The 16,553-nt window shown below is 66.8% G+C and carries 14 protein-coding genes; 9 read left to right on the top strand and 5 right to left on the bottom strand.

Annotated features, from left to right (window positions below; all coding sequences use genetic code 11):
* Nucleotides 1–88: 88 nt before the first annotated feature.
* Nucleotides 89–1,555: a MocR-like transcription factor YczR gene (gene yczR, locus V2B31_RS01055; protein ID WP_328274447.1), complete on the top strand. Its 1,467-nt coding sequence runs from the start codon at nucleotides 89–91 to the stop codon at nucleotides 1,553–1,555.
* A gap of 132 nt (nucleotides 1,556–1,687) precedes the next feature.
* On the opposite strand, the gene ppa is transcribed toward yczR, so the two are convergent.
* Nucleotides 1,688–2,230, bottom strand: coding sequence for an inorganic diphosphatase (gene ppa / locus V2B31_RS01050; RefSeq protein WP_328274445.1), 543 nt, complete (start codon nucleotides 2,228–2,230; stop codon nucleotides 1,688–1,690).
* Nucleotides 2,231–2,268: 38 nt separating this feature from the next.
* Complete coding sequence (locus V2B31_RS01045; RefSeq protein WP_328274443.1) at nucleotides 2,269–4,188, bottom strand: M61 family metallopeptidase; 1,920 nt, start codon at nucleotides 4,186–4,188, stop codon at nucleotides 2,269–2,271.
* Between the two features lie 219 nt (nucleotides 4,189–4,407).
* Here V2B31_RS01045 and V2B31_RS01040 point away from each other — a divergent pair, with 219 nt between their 5' ends.
* The 7 genes from V2B31_RS01040 to V2B31_RS01010 all read left to right on the top strand — a co-directional run bounded on the left by V2B31_RS01040 (nucleotide 4,408) and on the right by V2B31_RS01010 (nucleotide 13,580).
* Nucleotides 4,408–5,745 carry an alginate export family protein gene (locus V2B31_RS01040; protein ID WP_328274441.1) on the top strand — a complete coding sequence of 446 codons (1,338 nt, stop codon included), beginning with the start codon at nucleotides 4,408–4,410 and terminating at the stop codon, nucleotides 5,743–5,745.
* 61 nt (nucleotides 5,746–5,806) lie between these two features.
* Nucleotides 5,807–7,144 (top strand): histidine--tRNA ligase, encoded by a 1,338-nt coding sequence (gene hisS, locus V2B31_RS01035; protein WP_328274439.1) that lies wholly within the window; start codon nucleotides 5,807–5,809, stop codon nucleotides 7,142–7,144.
* A 131-nt stretch (nucleotides 7,145–7,275) separates the two neighbouring features.
* Nucleotides 7,276–8,361: a peptide chain release factor 1 gene (prfA, locus tag V2B31_RS01030; protein WP_328274437.1), complete on the top strand. Its 1,086-nt coding sequence runs from the start codon at nucleotides 7,276–7,278 to the stop codon at nucleotides 8,359–8,361.
* 36 nt (nucleotides 8,362–8,397) lie between these two features.
* The gene (gene prmC / locus V2B31_RS01025) at nucleotides 8,398–9,222 is read left to right on the top strand and encodes a peptide chain release factor N(5)-glutamine methyltransferase (RefSeq protein WP_328274435.1); all 825 of its coding nucleotides are present in this window, start codon (nucleotides 8,398–8,400) and stop codon (nucleotides 9,220–9,222) included.
* A gap of 319 nt (nucleotides 9,223–9,541) precedes the next feature.
* Nucleotides 9,542–10,417, top strand: a complete 876-nt coding sequence (locus V2B31_RS01020; protein ID WP_328274433.1) for a DUF4167 domain-containing protein — start codon at nucleotides 9,542–9,544, stop codon at nucleotides 10,415–10,417.
* 116 nt (nucleotides 10,418–10,533) lie between these two features.
* The gene (locus V2B31_RS01015; RefSeq protein ID WP_328274431.1) at nucleotides 10,534–11,934 is read left to right on the top strand and encodes a DUF4139 domain-containing protein; all 1,401 of its coding nucleotides are present in this window, start codon (nucleotides 10,534–10,536) and stop codon (nucleotides 11,932–11,934) included.
* An 11-nt stretch (nucleotides 11,935–11,945) separates the two neighbouring features.
* The gene (locus tag V2B31_RS01010) at nucleotides 11,946–13,580 is read left to right on the top strand and encodes a DUF4139 domain-containing protein (RefSeq protein WP_328274429.1); all 1,635 of its coding nucleotides are present in this window, start codon (nucleotides 11,946–11,948) and stop codon (nucleotides 13,578–13,580) included.
* 3 nt (nucleotides 13,581–13,583) lie between these two features.
* Here the strand turns inward: V2B31_RS01010 and V2B31_RS01005 are convergent, their stop codons facing one another.
* Complete coding sequence (locus V2B31_RS01005; RefSeq protein ID WP_328274427.1) at nucleotides 13,584–13,961, bottom strand: acyl-CoA thioesterase; 378 nt, start codon at nucleotides 13,959–13,961, stop codon at nucleotides 13,584–13,586.
* The gene (locus V2B31_RS01000) at nucleotides 13,954–14,253 is read right to left on the bottom strand and encodes a hypothetical protein (RefSeq protein WP_328274425.1); all 300 of its coding nucleotides are present in this window, start codon (nucleotides 14,251–14,253) and stop codon (nucleotides 13,954–13,956) included. Before V2B31_RS01000 ends, V2B31_RS01005 begins: the two co-directional genes overlap by 8 nt.
* A gap of 77 nt (nucleotides 14,254–14,330) precedes the next feature.
* Here V2B31_RS01000 and V2B31_RS00995 point away from each other — a divergent pair, with 77 nt between their 5' ends.
* Nucleotides 14,331–14,759 (top strand): CBS domain-containing protein, encoded by a 429-nt coding sequence (locus V2B31_RS00995; RefSeq protein WP_328274423.1) that lies wholly within the window; start codon nucleotides 14,331–14,333, stop codon nucleotides 14,757–14,759.
* Nucleotides 14,760–14,768: 9 nt separating this feature from the next.
* Here V2B31_RS00995 and V2B31_RS00990 read toward each other — a convergent pair whose 3' ends face one another.
* Entirely contained in the window at nucleotides 14,769–16,256 is a 1,488-nt protein-coding gene (locus V2B31_RS00990; RefSeq protein ID WP_328274421.1) for a lipopolysaccharide biosynthesis protein, read from the bottom strand.
* Between the last annotated feature and the right edge of the window lie 297 nt (nucleotides 16,257–16,553).

Below are 16,553 nucleotides of genomic sequence, written 5' to 3'. Positions count from 1 at the left end.
GGCTTTTCCCGCCCAACTGGCCTTTTCCAACGATGCCAATTGTCGGTAAGGGCGGAAGGCCATCAGGCCAGAAAGGGAGCCAGTCCTCGTGTCCGCTTCGCTGCTTCGTCCGCCCTCCCTCCTCCGCCTGCTCGGCGCCTGGCGCGCGCAGGACAGCGCGGAGCCTGCCTATCGCCAGTTGGCGCAGGCGCTCAGGATGCTGGTGCTCGACGGCCGCGTGGCGCTCAACGTCCGCCTGCCCGGCGAGCGCGAACTCGCCGCCGCGCTCGGCCTCTCGCGCACCACCGTCGCCGCCGCCTTCGACCGGCTGCGCGACGAGGGCTTCCTCGAAAGCCGCCAGGGGTCTGGCAGCGTCACGCGCCTGCCCGCCGGCCGCGCCGCAGCGCCGCTGCCCGACATCGAGCCGGCGCAGGGCGGGGGCAACCTCCTCAACTGGACCCATGCCGCCCTGCCTGCCGCGCCGGGCGTCGCCCGCGCTTATGCCCATGCGGTCGAGGCGCTGCCCGCCTATCTTGGCGATCTCGGCTATGACCCGCTCGGCCTTGCCGTGCTGCGCCGCGCGGTCGCGGCCCATTATGAGCGGCGCGGCTGCCCGACCTCGCCCGATCAGATCATGGTCACCAACGGCGCGCAGCAGGGCTTTTCGCTGCTTTTGAAATGGCTGGCCGGGCCGGGCGACCGGGCGGTGATCGACCATCCGACCTACCACAACGCCATCCAGGCGCTCCAGCGCGCGCATGTCGTGCCGGTGCCGGTCGGCCTGCCGCGCCAGGGCTGGGATATCGACGCGATGGAGGCGGCTTTCCGCCAGACCGCCCCCCGCTTCGCCTATGTCATCGCCGATTTCCACAACCCCACCGGGCGCAGCATGGACCCCGGCACCCGCCGCGCGCTGGTGGCGGCGGCGACGCGCAGCCATACCCCGCTCATCATCGATGATACGATGGTGGCGATGGGGCTCGATTTCGCGCCGCCCCCGCCGGTCGCGATCCACGACCCTTCGGGGCGGCAGGTCATCACCATTGGATCGGCCAGCAAGATATTCTGGGGCGGCTTGCGGGTGGGGTGGATTCGCGCCGATCCGCAGACGATCGCCGCGCTCGGCCGGCTGCGCACCACGATGGACATGGCCAGCCCGGTGGTGGAGCAGCTCGCCGTCGCGCAGCTGATCGACGCCGATGTGGGGCTGGGCGAGCGGGCCGATGCGCTGCGCGCCCGGCGCGACCATCTGATCGGGCTGCTCGAACGCCGCCTGCCGCACTGGTCGGTCGATGCGCCCGCCGGCGGCCTCTCGCTCTGGGCCGAAATGCCCCGCGCCGAGGCGACCGCGCTCGCCGCGCTCGCCGAAAGCATGGGCGTGCGCGTGGCGCCCGGCCCGCGCTTCGGCGTCGGCGGCGCGTTCGAGCGCTTCCTGCGCCTGCCCTTCACGCTGGACGAGGCCCAGCTCGAGGCCGGGGTCGAACGGCTGGTCGAAGCCGACGCCCGCCTCCACGCCCGCAGCCCCAAGCTGCGCGACTCCCCCGCGCTCGCGCTGGAAGCCGACCGGCTGATCTGAACATCCTCCCCTGGAAGGGGAGGTGTCGCGCGCGAAGCGCGTGACGGAGGGGTGTCGCCCTATCGAGACGGTGACACCCCTCCGTCAGGGCTTCGCCCTGCCACCTCCCCCGCCGGGGGGAGGATGTTCAGCTTACGCCGCCTTCTTCCCCGCCTGATAACGCTCGATCGCCTCGATCGTGATGCGCTTGGCGTCCTCGGCCCCGCCCCAGGTGCCGACGCGGACCCACTTCTTCTTTTCCAAATCCTTGTAATGGGTGAAGAAATGCTCGATCTGCTCCATCACGATGCCGGGCAGGTCGTCCTTCTCCGTCACGTTGGAATAATAGGGGAAGACCGAGTCGGCCGGCACGCAGACCAGCTTCTCGTCGCCGCCCGCTTCATCCTCAAGGTTCAGCACCGCGATCGGCCGCGCGGCCACTACGGCGCCGGGGATGAAGGGCGATCGCGCGATCACCAGCGCATCGAGCGGATCGCCGTCGGGCGACAGCGTATGGGGCACGAAGCCGTAATTGGCCGGATAGCGCATCGGCGTGTGCAGGATGCGGTCCACGAACAGCGCGCCCGACGCCTTGTCGAACTCATATTTCACAGGCTCGCCGCCGGTCGGCACCTCGATGATGACGTTGAGGCTGTTGGGCGGATCGTCGCCGACCGGGATCAGTTCGATATTCATGGAAAAACGCCTTGTCCTGCCTGTTGGGTTGAGAGCGATTATGTTCTTGGTTGCAGCAGCCGGTCGAGGCTGCCGTCACCCCCTCCTGTCTTTTCGAGGCGCGGATAGCGTAGCCCACCCGAATAATCGAGGGTCAAAGTGCGATAATATTTGTCCTGTTTGAGGATGATCTGGATCGGCTGCTTGGCCTTGATCGCGGCCTTCCACACGTCGCCGGAAAATTCGTCGCCATTGACCGCGAATATCTTCGTGCCGACCGTCAGCCCCGCCTTGAACGCTGCGCTGTCCCAGATCACCGCCGTCACCTCACCGTCATTCTTGACGATCGCGCCGATGCCGAAGCTCTGGTCGGTCATCTTATTGGCGCCCTCGGCCGCCTTGGTATAGGCGCCTGGCTCCTCGCCATAGACCAGATTGTAGCCGCCCAGGATGAAGCCGCCCTTGGGCGTCTCGCGCGTCGGGCTGTCGACATATTTCTGGAAGAAGCCGGCCCAGTCATAAGGCGCGATGTCATTCAATGTCTTGATGACGTCGCCGCGATTATAGACGACCTGCCCCCAGTCGCCCGGATTGATCCCGAAAAAGGCCTTGGCGAAGTCGTCCAGGCCTTTCTTGCCCCGCGTCGCCTTGGCGATGATCGCATCGGCTTCCAGCCAGATCATCAGCCCTTCATTGTAATAATCCTCGGACCGCTGCCAGCTCGGCCAGCCCTTGGGCCGGCGGGCGGAGATGATGGGATCGTGGGTCGTATCCTCCATCGGCCGCCACTGCCGCCCGACCGCCGTATCCAGCTTCGCGGCGATATGGGCATAGGCGTCCAGCGTCTCCTGCTTGCTGAACAGCCCCGACCGCGCGCCCAGCACATAGCCCCAGAATTGCGTCTGCCCTTCATAGACCCACAGCAGATTATCCTGCATCGGCACGTTGAAGTCGGGGGTCCAGAGCAGGTCGGGGCGGCGGAACTTGCCGTCCCAGCTATGGGTCAATTCGTGCGGCAGCAGGTTGCGGTCCAGCAGCGCCTCGCCCTTGTCCCAGCTCTTGAAATAGCCCGGCTCCACCTGGTTCTCGGAACTGCGATGATGCTCCAGGCCGATGCCGCCCATCTCGTCGGTGATGGCGAGCAGGAAGTCATAATGGTCGAAATGATAGGCGCCGAACAGCTTGCCCGCCTCGGCCACCAGCTTGCGGTGCTTGGCGATCTGCTCGGGCTTGAACTCCAGCTCGTCGGCGTCGTCGGCGACGATGTTGAGCGTCACATTGCTGCCTAAGTCCACCGGCTTGAAATAGCGGCCGGCGAACACCGGCGAATCCTGCAACGCTTCATAATCGATCGTCTCATAGGCGACGGCGTTGCCGCTCTTCGTGCCGCGCAGCGCGGTCGCCGCCCGCCAGCCCGCCGGATAGGTCACCGTCGCCTGGATCGGGATCTGCCGCGTATAATAGCCCGCCGGATAGAGCGACACGCTCTCCCACTGGATGTTCAGCATCTTGGGCGTCACCACGACGCGGCCCTGATTGGGCTGCGTGGCGGACAGGAACTGGAACTGCGCCACCACCTCCGTCGCGCCCTGCGGCACGTCGATCACAAAAGCATAGACGTTCAAAGGATCGCGCTTCCATGCAACCGGCTGACCGTTCGCCGTGACGGTAAGGCCGGTCAGCTTCTCGATCGCCCCACGCGGCGCATGGTTGCCGGGCAGCCATTCGGGCATCAGCAAAGTCAGCGGCCCGGCCTGCGCGACCGGGATCGTCTCCTTCACGCGGAAGATGCGCTGCGTGGTGTCGCTGGCGTCGACCTCCAGCCGGATCGTGCCGCCGGGATAGGGCACGTCCTTGGGCATGGGGGCGCCGCTGTTCACTGGCAGGGCGGCGGGCTTGGAGCGAATCGCGTCCTGCGCCAGCAGCGGGGCGGCAAGCGCGGTGGAAAATATGAGGGCGGCAGCAAGGCTGCGGATCATGGATGTCTCCGAAAAGATAGGCGGGCGGACCCGCCCGGATGGGGCCAGCATGGCGGCAGCACGGGCGCGCGTCCAGCCCCGCCGCATGAAAAGGGGGGTTGATCGCCGCCCGGCTTTTCGCCATGCACCCCGCCATCGGGATCAGCGCCTTCCCGGTCAGCGCTCGCGCGCCAAAGGCTGCCCCAAAAACCCCGCCTCGCGGGATGAAGGAGCCTGTTCGTGACGCTGAAGCGCCTGTTTATCTCTGCCTACGCCCTCTGCGCCGCCCTTCCCGCCGCCGCCGCCGAAGACCAGGGTCTGACCCTCTCCGGCAACGCCCGCCTCCGCTACGAAGCGCTTGCCGGCCAGGCGCGCGCGGGTCTCGACGACCGGATCGACATCGTCAGCCTGCGCACCGTGCTCGCGGCCGACTGGCGGCAGGGGCCGGTCCATGTCGGGGTCGAACTATGGGACAGCCGCATCTGGGGCGGCCATCCGGGCGAAGGCATCGGCACCGGAGAGGTCAACACGTTCGAGCCGGTCCAGGCTTACGTCACCGCCGATCTCGGGCCGGTGCTGGGGGAGGGGAGCAAGACATCGGTCCAGCTCGGCCGCTTCATGCTGAACCTCGGGGCGCGCCGGCTGGTCGCGGCGGACGATTATCGCAACACCACCAACGGCTATACCGGCGCGCGGGTCGATCTCGCGACGGCGCAGGGCGGCAGCGCCACGCTCATCTACGTCCTGCCGCAGCAGCGCCGCCCCGACGACGAAGCCTCGGTCCTCGACAATGATTTCGCGCTGGACCGTGAGGGCTTCGACCTTCAGCTCTGGGGCGGCTATGGCGCGCAGCGCCTCAGCAAGTCGAGCTTTGCCGAGATCGGCTATTTCCGCCTGCGCGAGCGCGACCGCCCCGGCCGCCCGACGCGCGACCGCGACCTTCACAGCATCAGCCTTCGCCTGATGCGCGATCCCGCGCCGCGCCGCTTCGACTATGAAGTGGAGGGCATCTGGCAGATGGGCCGGATCAGCGCCTCCACTGCCGCCACTGCCCGCACCCTCGCCGTCGCCGCCTGGTTCGCTCATGCCGACGCCGGCTACAGCTTCCCCGGCCCCTTGAAGGCGCGGCTGTCGGCCGAGTTCGACTATGTGAGCGGCGACCGGCCGGGCGGCGCTTATAACCGCTTCGACACATTGTTCGGGATGCGCCGGGGCGATTTCACCCCCGCCGGCATCTTCGCCCAGACTCACCGCGCCAACATCATGACGCCCGGCCTGCGCGTCGAAATGGCCCCGGGCAAGCGGCTCGATCTGTTCGCCAACTGGCACCCGATGTGGCTCGCCAGCCGCACCGACGCCTTTTCGACCACGGGCGTGCGCGATGCCACCGGGCGGTCGGGGCGCTTCGCCGGCCATCTGCTCGACGGCCGCCTGCGCTGGTGGGCGCTGCCGCAGAAGCTGCGCGCCGAAGTCAATGCCAGCCTCATCCTCAAGGGCCACTTCCTGCACGAGGCGCCCAACGCGCCCGATACTGGCGACACGCGCTATATATCCCTCGCCATGACCGCGAATTTCTAGCGCTACCCTGTCCCAAAAAGCGTTTTCCTCGGGCTCTATTTGCCGTTAAAGGCGCTGCCCCATGGCAAAAACAGAAACGCCGCGTCCGGTGCGCGGCACGCAGGACATGCTGGGCGGCACCCCCGACGCCTTTCAGGAGAAGTTCGCGCACGTCGTCGCGACCTTCGACCGGGTGCGCCGCCTCTACGGCTTCCAGCGGGTCGAGGTGCCGGTGTTCGAGCAGACCGCCGTGTTCGCGCGATCGTTGGGCGAAAGCACCGATGTCGTCTCGAAGGAAATGTACACCTTCCAGGATCGCGGCGGCGACAGCATCACCCTGCGCCCGGAATTCACCGCCGGCATCAGCCGCGCCTATATCACCGAGGGCTGGCAGCAATATGCGCCGCTGAAGGTGGCGACCCACGGCCCGCTGTTCCGCTATGAACGCCCGCAAAAGGGCCGCTTCCGCCAGTTCCACCAGCTCGACGCCGAAATCATCGGCGCGGCCGAGCCGGGCGCGGACGTGGAGCTGCTGGTCATGGGCGACCAGCTGCTGCGCGAGTTGAAGATCGAAGGCGTGACCCTCACCCTCAATACGCTGGGCGACGCGCAGAGCCGCGAAGCCTGGCGCGCCGCCCTGATCGCCCATTTCGAGGCGCATCTCGGCGAGCTGTCCGAGGAAAGCGTCGAGCGCCTCGCGAAGAACCCCTTACGCATCCTCGACAGCAAAGACCCCCGCGACCGCCCCGTCGCCGACAGCGCGCCGGGCATCGACGCCTATCTGACCGACGAAGCACACAGCTTCTTCGACAAGGTGACGAGCGGGCTAGATGCGGCCGGCGTCGCCTACCAGCGCAATGACCGCCTCGTGCGCGGCCTCGACTATTACCGCCACACCGCGTTTGAGTTCGTGACCGACCGCCTCGGCGCGCAGGGCACCGTGCTGGGCGGCGGGCGTTACGACGGCCTGATCGAGAATCTCGGCGGGCCGAGCACCCCTGCGGTTGGTTGGGCGGCGGGGATCGAGCGGCTGGCGATGCTGGTGGATGGGGTGGAGATCGAGAAGCCCGAGATTGCCGTCCTTGCCGACAAGAGCGAATATGTTGATCTAGCATCTGAACTGGCGCTGCGCCTTCGCCAAGCGGGGATTGCTGCTTACGCACCATTCAAGTTTCGCAAATTCCAAAAGGAATTTGAGAAAGCGCATAAGAGTGGAATAGCCTATGCTTTAGAACTGGCTGATTTGGCTGTCCCCGGTGGAATAGCGCACGCCCGCATCATATTTGGCAATCGTAGCGCCGAGGAAGTGATGCCTCTAGCCAACGAGATTGAGGCTATTCTGGAGCGAGGGTTCAAAATATCTCCCATGAGCGAATTGCCGCAAGGATCTATAGGCTGGCGGATACTCGAAAGACGTTGATGTCCATCTCCGCCAATCGCGCCCACCCCACCCCGTTCGCCCTGAGCCTGTCGAAGGGCTCTTCTTTCTTCGAGAAGAAGGGAAAGGGCTTCGACAGGCTCAGCCCGAACGGGATTGAGGCGCGCCCCTAAATGCACATCTCCGCCGAACGCATCGCGCAGATCGAGGCGCGCCGGGATGAGGTGCAGGCGTCGATGACGCGCGCCGATCTGCCCGCCGATGCGTTCGTCAAGCTCTCCAAGGAATATGCCGAGATCGAGCCGGTCGCCAACGCCGCGCGAGAGCTGCGCCGCTTGCGGCAGGAACTGGCCGCGCTGGAGACGATGACCGGCGGCGAGGAGGCCGACCCCCTCATGCGCGACATGGCGCAGGAGGAGATGCAGATCCTCAAAGCCCAGCTCCCCGCCGCCGAGCGCGCGCTGGCGCTGCACCTCATCCCCCGCGACGCCGCCGACGCGCGCCCCGCGATGCTCGAAATCCGCGCCGGCACCGGCGGCGACGAAGCCGCTTTGTTCGCCGGCGACCTCTTCCGCATGTATCAGCGCTATGCCGATACGCAGGGCTGGAAGCTGGAGATCATCTCCGCCAACGCCTCCGAACAGGGCGGGTTCAAGGAAGTCGTTGCCAGCGTCAACGGCGCGGGCGCCTTCGCCAAGCTCAAGTTCGAGAGCGGCGTCCACCGCGTCCAGCGCGTCCCCGCGACCGAAAGCGGCGGCCGCATCCACACCAGCGCCGCCACCGTCGCCATCCTGCCCGAGCCCGAGGAAGTGGACGTCCAGATCGCCGACTCCGACCTCAAGATCGACATCTATCGCGCGTCCGGGGCAGGAGGGCAGCATGTGAACACAACGGACTCAGCTGTCCGAATCACCCATTTGCCCACCGGCCTCGTCGTCATCCAGCAGGACGAACGCTCCCAGCATAAGAACAAGGCGAAGGCGATGCAGGTGCTCCGCGCGCGCCTCTATGAAGCCGAACGCGAGCGCGCCCACAGCGAACAGGCCGGCGCGCGCAAGGCGATGGTGGGTTCGGGCGACCGCTCCGAACGCATCCGCACCTATAATTTTCCGCAAGGCCGAGTCACCGACCACCGCATCAACCTGACCCTCCACCGCCTGGCCGAAATCCTCGAAGGCCCCGGCCTCGCCGAAGTCATCGACGCGCTGATCGCCGAGGATGAAGCCGCACGCCTCGCGCAACTGGATGGGGTAGGATGACGGCGCTCTTCCTCCCCTCCCTAAAAGGGAGGGGAGATGCGTAGCATCCCCGACGCATTACGCGAATCAGCTGTCCCACTCGCTGTTCGCTTTGACACGCCGCGCCTCGACGCCGAGCTGCTGATGGCCCATGCGCTCGGTCTCTCCCGCGCCGACATGCTGCTGCGCCAGCACGATCTTTCCGTGCCGGACAGCTTCGCCGCGCTGGTCGCCCGCCGCATCGCCGGCGAGCCGATCGCGCATATCATCGGCTCCCGCGACTTCTGGACGATCAGCCTCACCGTCACCCCCGATGTGCTGATCCCCCGCCCGGACAGCGAGACGCTGATCGAGGCAGCGGTCGATCATTTCGCCGCCGGCGCGCCAGCCACCATTCTCGACCTCGGCACCGGCTCGGGTGCGCTGCTGCTCGCGGCGTTGAGCCAATGGCCGCAGGCGCGCGGTCTCGGTGTCGATGCCTCGCCCGCCGCGCTCGCCGTGGCGCAGGGCAATGCCGACCGCCTCGGGCTCGCCGACCGCGCCACTTTCCGGCTCGGCGACTGGGGACAGGGGATCGCCGGCCCGTTCGACCTGCTGCTAATCAACCCGCCCTATATCGGCCTCTCGGAGCCGCTCTCCGGCGATGTGCTGCGCGATCCGCCCGCCGCCCTGTTCGCGGGCGAGGATGGTCTTGCCGACTATCGCCGCATCGCGCCCGCCCTGCCGCGCCTCATCGCGCCGGGCGGCATCGCCGCGATCGAGATCGGCCATGCCCAGCGCGCCAGCGTCTCCGCGCTGCTCGCAGATCAAGGGCTGGCGGTCGCCGTCCGCAAAGACCTGGCCGGCCATGATCGCTGCCTCGTCGCGCGACATGCCTGTTAGTCCATATGCGTTTTCCTTGGACCCGGCGCGAAAATGGCTTGGTTTCTTGGTTTAAAGCCACTACATCGGTGTCAGGACCGGTATCCTCTCATGACATGGTCATGCGGCCATCGACGGAAAAAGGCCGGTTTCTTTAGCTCCTTATAGTCATGACGGCGCTCGCTGCAAAGGCGCCGCGGGCGGCTGGGGTAATGGTCCGGGGCGAAGGACCATGCCTGGCGGAGCCATATTCGGTCCCGATGAAGCGGGCCGTGCTTGGGGATGGCGACTGAACAGTGTTTTCAGTGAATGGTGACATAGCGAACGCAAGGATCATGTCTTGATCAACAATCGGCAGGCCGGCCGCCGCAATCGCGGCCGGAACAACAACAATGGCCGCCCCAACGGAAACAACCGGGGCGGCGGCGACAATGGCAACCGCATCGACAACCGCGCACGCGGCAACGCGGCCCAGCTTCTTGAGAAATACAAGAATATGGCGCGCGACGCCCAGATGGCGGGCGACCGGGTGAACGCTGAATATTATCTCCAGTTCGCCGACCACTATTTCCGTGTCCTCGCCGACAATCGCGCCCGGCAGGAGGAGCAGCAACAGCGCTTCCGTCCCCGCGACGAGGGCTATGACGAGGATAGCGACGATTTCGACACGGCCGAGGATGGCGGCGACGACTATCGCGTCGAGCAGCCCTCCTATGATCGCGCGCCGCGCGACCAGGGTCGGGATCAGGCGCGTGACCAGTCGCGTGACCAGGATGGGCGCGAGAGCCGCAACTATCGCGACAATCGCGAGCCGCGCGACAATCGCGACGGCAACCGCAGCTACAATAATAACGACCGCCGCGACCGCAACAACCGCCGCGACCGCTTCGCCCCGCAGGACGGTCCCGCGCCCATGGAAATGGGCGTCGAAGGCCCGATCGGCACCCCCGCTGATACGCCCGCGCCGCAGCCCCGCCAGGCAGCGCCCGCGCCTGCGCCCGTAGCCGAAACGGCGCCCGAGGCCGAAGCGCCCCGTCCGCGTCGCGGCCGCCCGCGCAAGACCGCCGCGCCCGCCGAAACGGCCGAGAGCTTCGACGCCGCCGTGCTGCCGCCCTCGATCGCCCGCGCCGACAATGACGCGCAGCCCGAGGCCGAGGAAGCACCCAAGAAGCGCACCCGTCGGCCCCGCGCCGCAGCGGCCGAAGCCGCCGAATAAGCCGCTGCCGATAAGCGCGAAAAAGGGACGGCGCCCGGCGCGCCGTCCCTTTTTTCATGCCCGCTTTCCAATCCCGCCGCGATCCGGCACAACGGCCCGGTATAGGAGAGATGCCGATGATCGCCGCGCGCCTGCTGCCCTTCCTGCTGACCGCTCTTCCCCTCGCCGCCATGGCGCAGGATGCCGCCGATCCCACCGGCGCGACCGCGCAGGGCGATGTCGCCGTGACCATCTACAATGACGGTCAGAGCCTGGTGCAGGACGACCGGCAACTTCCCGTCAACGCCGGCCGCAACCGCATCGAATTTCCCGACGTATCCGCCCGCATCCGCCCGGAAACGGTCAACCTCTCCGGCCCCGGCCTCGCCATCGTCGAGCAGAATTTCGACTTCGACCTCCTCTCCCCCGACAAGCTGATGGACAAGGCGGTAGGGCAGGAGGTGACTCTGGTCCGCACCAATCCCGCCACCGGCACGGAAACGCGCGAGCGCGCCAAGGTGCTGGCGGCCAATGGCGGCATCGTGCTCCAGATCGGCAGCCGGATCGAGGTGCTGCGCGACGATGGCCTGCCGGTGCGCGTCGTGTTCGACCGGGTGCCGCCCAATCTGCGCGCCCGCCCGACCCTGTCGGTCACGGTTGATGCGGCGCGCGGCGGCACCGTGCCGGCGCGCCTTTCCTACCTCACCCCCAATCTCGGCTGGACCGCCGATTATGTCGCCCTGTTCGACGCGGCGAAGGGCGCGATGGACATGCAGGGCTGGGTGACGCTCACCAACAACACCGGCACGACCTTCACCAATGCCAAGACCATCCTGGTCGCCGGCAATCCGGCCAGCGGCGGCGGCCGGCGCAACTGGTGGCAATCGTTGAGCGGCGCGATCGACCAGGCCGGCACCGAAAGCGGCCCGCGCGAGCGGCTCGGCGACTTCTACCTCTATCCCCTGGCCCAACGCACCACCATCGCCAACGCGCAGCAGAAGCAGGTCAGCTTCCTCGACGTGAAAGGCGCGCCGGCGCGCTCCACCTATGAATATGTCAATGGCTGGCTCGCCAGTTCGACCGAACCGATGAGCGCGTCGAGCGTCCTCAAATTCTCGACCTCGAAGCAAGGCGGCCTTGGCGATCAGCTCCCCGCCGGCACCATCCGCGTCTATATGCGCGACGCGCGGGGCGACCCGCAGTTCATCGGCGAAAACGGCATCGACCATACGCCCATGGGTTCGTCGATGGCGCTGCGCACGGGCCAGGCGTTCGACGTCAAGGTCCGTCCGACGGTCGAGCAGCGCACCCGCAAGAGCGGATCGCGCTGGGAAACGAAGATGCGCTATACCCTCAGCAACGCGCGGCCCGAACCGGTGACGATCGACCTCGCCCAGCAGGGCCTGTGGGGCGATACGCGGGTGACGGCGCAAAGCCTGGAGGGCAGGCGCACCTCCGCCGACCGGATGGAATGGAGCGTTCCGGTGCCCGCCAACGGAACGGTCGACCTCACCGTCACCTTCGACACGCGCTATTGAAGCGGCTCGCCATGCGGCCTTCCCCTTGTTCCCCGGCGAAGGCCGGGGTCCAGTTCCGCCCCATCGACTGGGCTCTTACATTAGCGGGTGCATGGCGCTCCCTGCTTCTCCTTTTCTGTCTCGGCCTTGTCTCCGCCCCTGTCCACGCCGACACCGTCATCTCCCCCAAGGCCGACTCCGTCTCGCTCACCATCTATCGCCAGCCCGGCCGCGCCCAAGGCGCGATCGACCCGAACTGGCCGCGCGGCTACGCGCTCGTCACCGAAACCCGCACGGTCAACCTCCCCAAGGGCGAATCGACCATCCGCTTCGAGGGCGTCGCCGAAGGGCTGATGCCCGAAACCGCCGTCCTCTCCGGGATGCCGCGCGGCGTGCGCGAGAAGAATCGCGACGCCCGCCTGCTCTCACCCGCCGGCCTGGTCGACGCTTATCTGAAACGCAGCGTCACCCTCCAACGCACCAATCGCAAGACAGGCAAGGTCGTTCGGCAGGATGCAGTCATCAGCGCCGGGCCGATGGGCGGCGTCATCCTCCGCACGGGTGAGGGCTACGAAGCGCTGGGGTGCAGCGGCCTCCCCGAACGGATGCTTTATCCCCGCGCGCCTGCCGATCTCTCCGCCCGTCCCACCCTCTCGGTCATCGCGAGCGCCGACCGCCCGGCCCGCGCCACGCTCCAGCTCACCTATCTGGCCGAAGGGTTCGACTGGGCCGCCAACTATGTCGCCGACATGAAGCCCGACGGGCGCACGCTCGACCTCATGGCCTGGCTGACGGTCGCCAATGGCGGCGTCACCGGCTTTCCCGACGCGCGCCTGTCGGTGATCGCCGGCCAGCCCAACAAGCGCGGCCGCGCGCCCCAGCCGCGCCCGACGGGCGGCCCGCTGCACCTGCAATGCTGGCCGATGGATATCACCAGCACCCATCCGGTCTGGGCGCTCTTCCCCGTGCAGATGCCGGAGCGAGTGGAGGAAATGAGCGGCCTGGAAGATGTCATCGTCACCGCGCAGCGCCGCAATGTCGTTCCCGCCCCGGCGATGATGGCTCCCCCGCCACCCCCGCCGCCGCCACCCCCGCCGCCGCCCGAGGATGTCGGCGACCTCAAACTCTACCGAGTTCCCATGGCGGTCAATGTTTCGGCCAGCGGCCAGAAGCAGGTCGCATTGCTCCGCCAGGGCGGTGTAAAGGTGGAACGGCTCTACGCCGCCACCGCCGGTTACGGCATAGAGGAGCCGCGCCCCATGACGCTGCGGCTGCGCCTCCAGAATCGCAAAAGCGACGGCCTTGGCCTTCCGATGCCATCGGGCCGCGTCGCGGTGTTCGAGGATGTGGACGGCCTGCGCCTGCTCGCCGGCGAAGCCGATATAGGCGACAAGGCGGAGGGCGAGCGGGTCGATTATGACATCGCCCAAAGCCCCGACGTCCGCATCGTCGAGACCCGCCTGTCGCAGACTCGCACCGTGCGCAATTGGGCGATCCGCCTCACAAATGCGCGCCCCTTCGATGTCACGGCCGAAGTCACCATTCCCCACGCGATCGATCCGCGCCCCACCGACATGGAACGGCGCGGCGACGCCTGGATTTGGCGCGTCACGATCCCTGCCAATGGCGCGGTGGACTATGGCTATGCCGAGCGGCTCGCCCGCTGACTCTCAACCTTCCGGCAAGGGGCGCGGCCGGTGGTTCGCATCCAGCGCCACGAACGTATAGACCCCGCTCGTCAGCTCCACCTGCGTCTGCGCCATGCCGCGCGTCGCCACCACATCGATGCGGATCGCCACCGATGTGCGCCCGCGCTTCTCCTCGCGCGCATAGACCGACACGAGATCGCCCAGCAGGATCGGCGCGATGAACTTCATGCTCTCGATCGCTACCGTGGCGACCGGCCCTTGCGCGATCCGATGCGCGACGATGCCGCCGCCAATGTCCATCTGGCTCAGCACCCAGCCGCCGAAAATATGGCCGTTCGCATTGATGTCGGTCAGACGCGGGATGACCCGCAGCACTGGCTCGCCCCGTCCTTCAGTCATCCAGCGGCACCTCGTCCTTTAACCTGTCGATCACCTGCGCGTCATGCCCGGTTCCGTGCGAGAGGAAAGCGAGCGCCATCAGCCCTGTGCCCAGCATGAAGGTCAGCCACACCCCCAATATCGTCGCGATCGCCATATGCAGCGGCAGCGATCCCTTCCACCAATAGAGGAACAGCAGCGCCGCGCCGACGCAACCCGCGCCCCCGATCGCCATCCATCCCATGATGCGCCGGAACCGCGCCCAGGCGGTCGCGGCGATACGTGGATCATCAAGGGCCTGCTTGCGCGTCATGCCTTTTCATTGGGCCGCGAAAGTGGGATCATCAAGCCCCGACACAAATGATTTGCGGCAATATGAGGAGAGCAGCCATGTCCATCGCGGCGATTTTGCAGCGCAAGGGAAGCGATGTCATCCACGTCCATCCGGGCGATAGCGTGCTCCATGCGGTCAAGCTGCTGGCGGAAATGCGGATCGGCTGCGTCCCCGTGGTTGATGACGGGAAGGTCGTGGGGATATTTTCGGAGCGTGATCTCGTCTATCGCGTCGCGCACGATGGCCCCTCGGCGCTCGATCATGTGGTGGGCGACGTGATGACCGCGCCCGCCATCACCATCGATGATGCAACGCCCGTGCTGACCGGCCTGTCGTTGATGACCAAGCGGCGCATCCGCCATCTGCCGGTGGTCAGGAACGGCGCGCTGGTCGGCATGATCTCGATCGGCGATCTAGTGAAGTTCCGCATCGATTCGATCGAGTCGGAAGCCGATGCGTTGCGCACCTATATCCAGACCGCCTGAACGGAGGCGTCAGGCCGGGGCAGGGGCGGGCGGCGCCCGCCTTAGCACCAGCCCGATCAGCTCCTTGAGCGTCCCGCGCGCGCACAGCAATAGCGCGCCCAGGAAGGCGACGCCGCCAGCCGGCACCAATATCCCCAGCCGAATCGGCGCGGCGAGCGGCGGCAGCAGCGCGTCGATCGCCATCACGACGCCCGCCATCAGCACCGAACAGCCCAGCCCGGGCGCCGCCGCGGCCGCCAGGTCGGCGAGCCGCAGCCCCATCGGCCCGCCCGCCAGCCGCGCCGTCACCAACGTCAGGATTGGGAAGGCGGCGAGCCAAGCCCAGGCAAGCCCGATCGCGCCCGCCTGTATCCCGATCAGGAAAGCGGCGGGCATCAGCACTGCCCCCACCGCCGCGATTCGCGCGGTAGTGCCCGGCCGGCCCAGCGCATTGCTGACCGGGGCGAACATCACCTGCACTGTCATGAACGGCATGGCGAGCGCCAGGACCGCCACGAACGGCGCCATCTCCAGCCATTTCGCGCCGAACAGCGTCTCGACCAGCGGTTCGGCGGTGACTGCCATGCCGAGATAGATGGGGCAGGTCAGCAGCAGCAGCAGCTTTACCGCCTTGCAGAAGGACCAGGCGACTCGGCTGAGATCCTTCTGCATCCGGGCATAGGCGGGGAAGGCGACGTCGTTGAGCGGCGGCACGAACTTGCTGACGAAAATCTGCGTCAGGAACAGGGCCTCGGCATAGAGGCCAAGCTGGTGCGGCTCCAGCACTCGGCCGCCGATGAAGATGTCGGCCTGGCTCTGCACGATCCAGAAAAGCTGCCCGCCCAGCAGCGACGCGCCATAGCCGACCATCGCCCCGGTGCCGCGAAAATCGAAACTCGGGATCGGCCGGAACCCGGTAACGAGGACATAGCCCGCCCCCTTTACCCAGAAGCCTGCGATCGGCGCCCAGACCAGCGTCCACACGCCCCATCCCGACAATGCGCCGGTGAGCGCTACGGCGGCCGAAGCGGCGGCGGCGATCAGGTTGACGAGGGCAGGGCGCTTGAAATCGAGCGCTCGCCCCATGATCGCCTCGGGAACCGAGATGAAGGGGGTGGAAAGATAGAGCAGGGCCTGCACCCGCAACAGGTCGGCGACCATCGGCTGGTCATAATAGTCGGCGGCGATCGGCGCGATCGCCAGCTGGCACAGCGCCAGCGCGCCGTTCAGCAGCAGCATGATGCCGAACGCCTGCCGCAACCGGTGCGGCTCGACGGTATCGGACTGGACCAGCGCGCTCACCAGCCCATAGCCGTTGAGGAAGGTCGCGAAGTTCAAGATCACCTGGGTCATCGCGAACAGGCCGTAATCGGCCGGATCGAGCAGCCGGATGACGGCCAGCGTCACGCCCCAGCTCATCACCTGCGACAGAATCTGGCTGCCCGATCGCCAGAACAGCGCGCTCCTGATGCGCGCGCCGAATCCTGCGTCGTTCGCGTCGGCATCCTGCAATCCCATATGTCGTCCCGTCTTCCCATATCTGCGTGCCGTGACTCCGCTCTAGCGCGCAAACCCCCAAAAATTTCTGAAATAAAATTGCAAAAAGGGTTTGACGGGCCGGAAAGCCCTCCATATATGCGCCCTCACCGGACGACACGGCGCTCTAGCGGCGCTGATCGAACGGTCGCCAACATCAGCGGGACACTCTCCCTCGGAAGCATTTTCGAGGAAGAATGGCTGTCCCGCAGAAGGTTGGAAGCTCTTTGACATTGTTGAAAAGATGAAGGGACATGTGGGCGGCGGCTCCGGTCTGTG

It is taken from the genome of Sphingobium sp., from assembly GCF_036170395.1.
Taxonomy (GTDB): domain Bacteria; phylum Pseudomonadota; class Alphaproteobacteria; order Sphingomonadales; family Sphingomonadaceae; genus Sphingobium.
Note: the sequence above shows the minus strand (reverse complement) of the source record. Positions and strands in the feature narration are given on the sequence as shown.

Coding starts and splice junctions, on each gene's coding strand:
- ppa (WP_328274445.1), bottom strand. CDS start 2,230: ATGAATATCGAACTGATCCCGGTCGGCGACGATCCGCCCAACAGCCTC.
- V2B31_RS01045 (WP_328274443.1), bottom strand. CDS start 4,188: ATGATCCGCAGCCTTGCTGCCGCCCTCATATTTTCCACCGCGCTTGCC.
- hisS (WP_328274439.1), top strand. CDS start 5,807: ATGGCAAAAACAGAAACGCCGCGTCCGGTGCGCGGCACGCAGGACATG.
- prfA (WP_328274437.1), top strand. CDS start 7,276: ATGCACATCTCCGCCGAACGCATCGCGCAGATCGAGGCGCGCCGGGAT.
- prmC (WP_328274435.1), top strand. CDS start 8,398: ATGCGTAGCATCCCCGACGCATTACGCGAATCAGCTGTCCCACTCGCT.
- V2B31_RS01015 (WP_328274431.1), top strand. CDS start 10,534: ATGATCGCCGCGCGCCTGCTGCCCTTCCTGCTGACCGCTCTTCCCCTC.
- V2B31_RS01010 (WP_328274429.1), top strand. CDS start 11,946: ATGCGGCCTTCCCCTTGTTCCCCGGCGAAGGCCGGGGTCCAGTTCCGC.
- V2B31_RS01005 (WP_328274427.1), bottom strand. CDS start 13,961: ATGACTGAAGGACGGGGCGAGCCAGTGCTGCGGGTCATCCCGCGTCTG.
- V2B31_RS01000 (WP_328274425.1), bottom strand. CDS start 14,253: ATGACGCGCAAGCAGGCCCTTGATGATCCACGTATCGCCGCGACCGCC.
- V2B31_RS00995 (WP_328274423.1), top strand. CDS start 14,331: ATGTCCATCGCGGCGATTTTGCAGCGCAAGGGAAGCGATGTCATCCAC.
- V2B31_RS00990 (WP_328274421.1), bottom strand. CDS start 16,256: ATGGGATTGCAGGATGCCGACGCGAACGACGCAGGATTCGGCGCGCGC.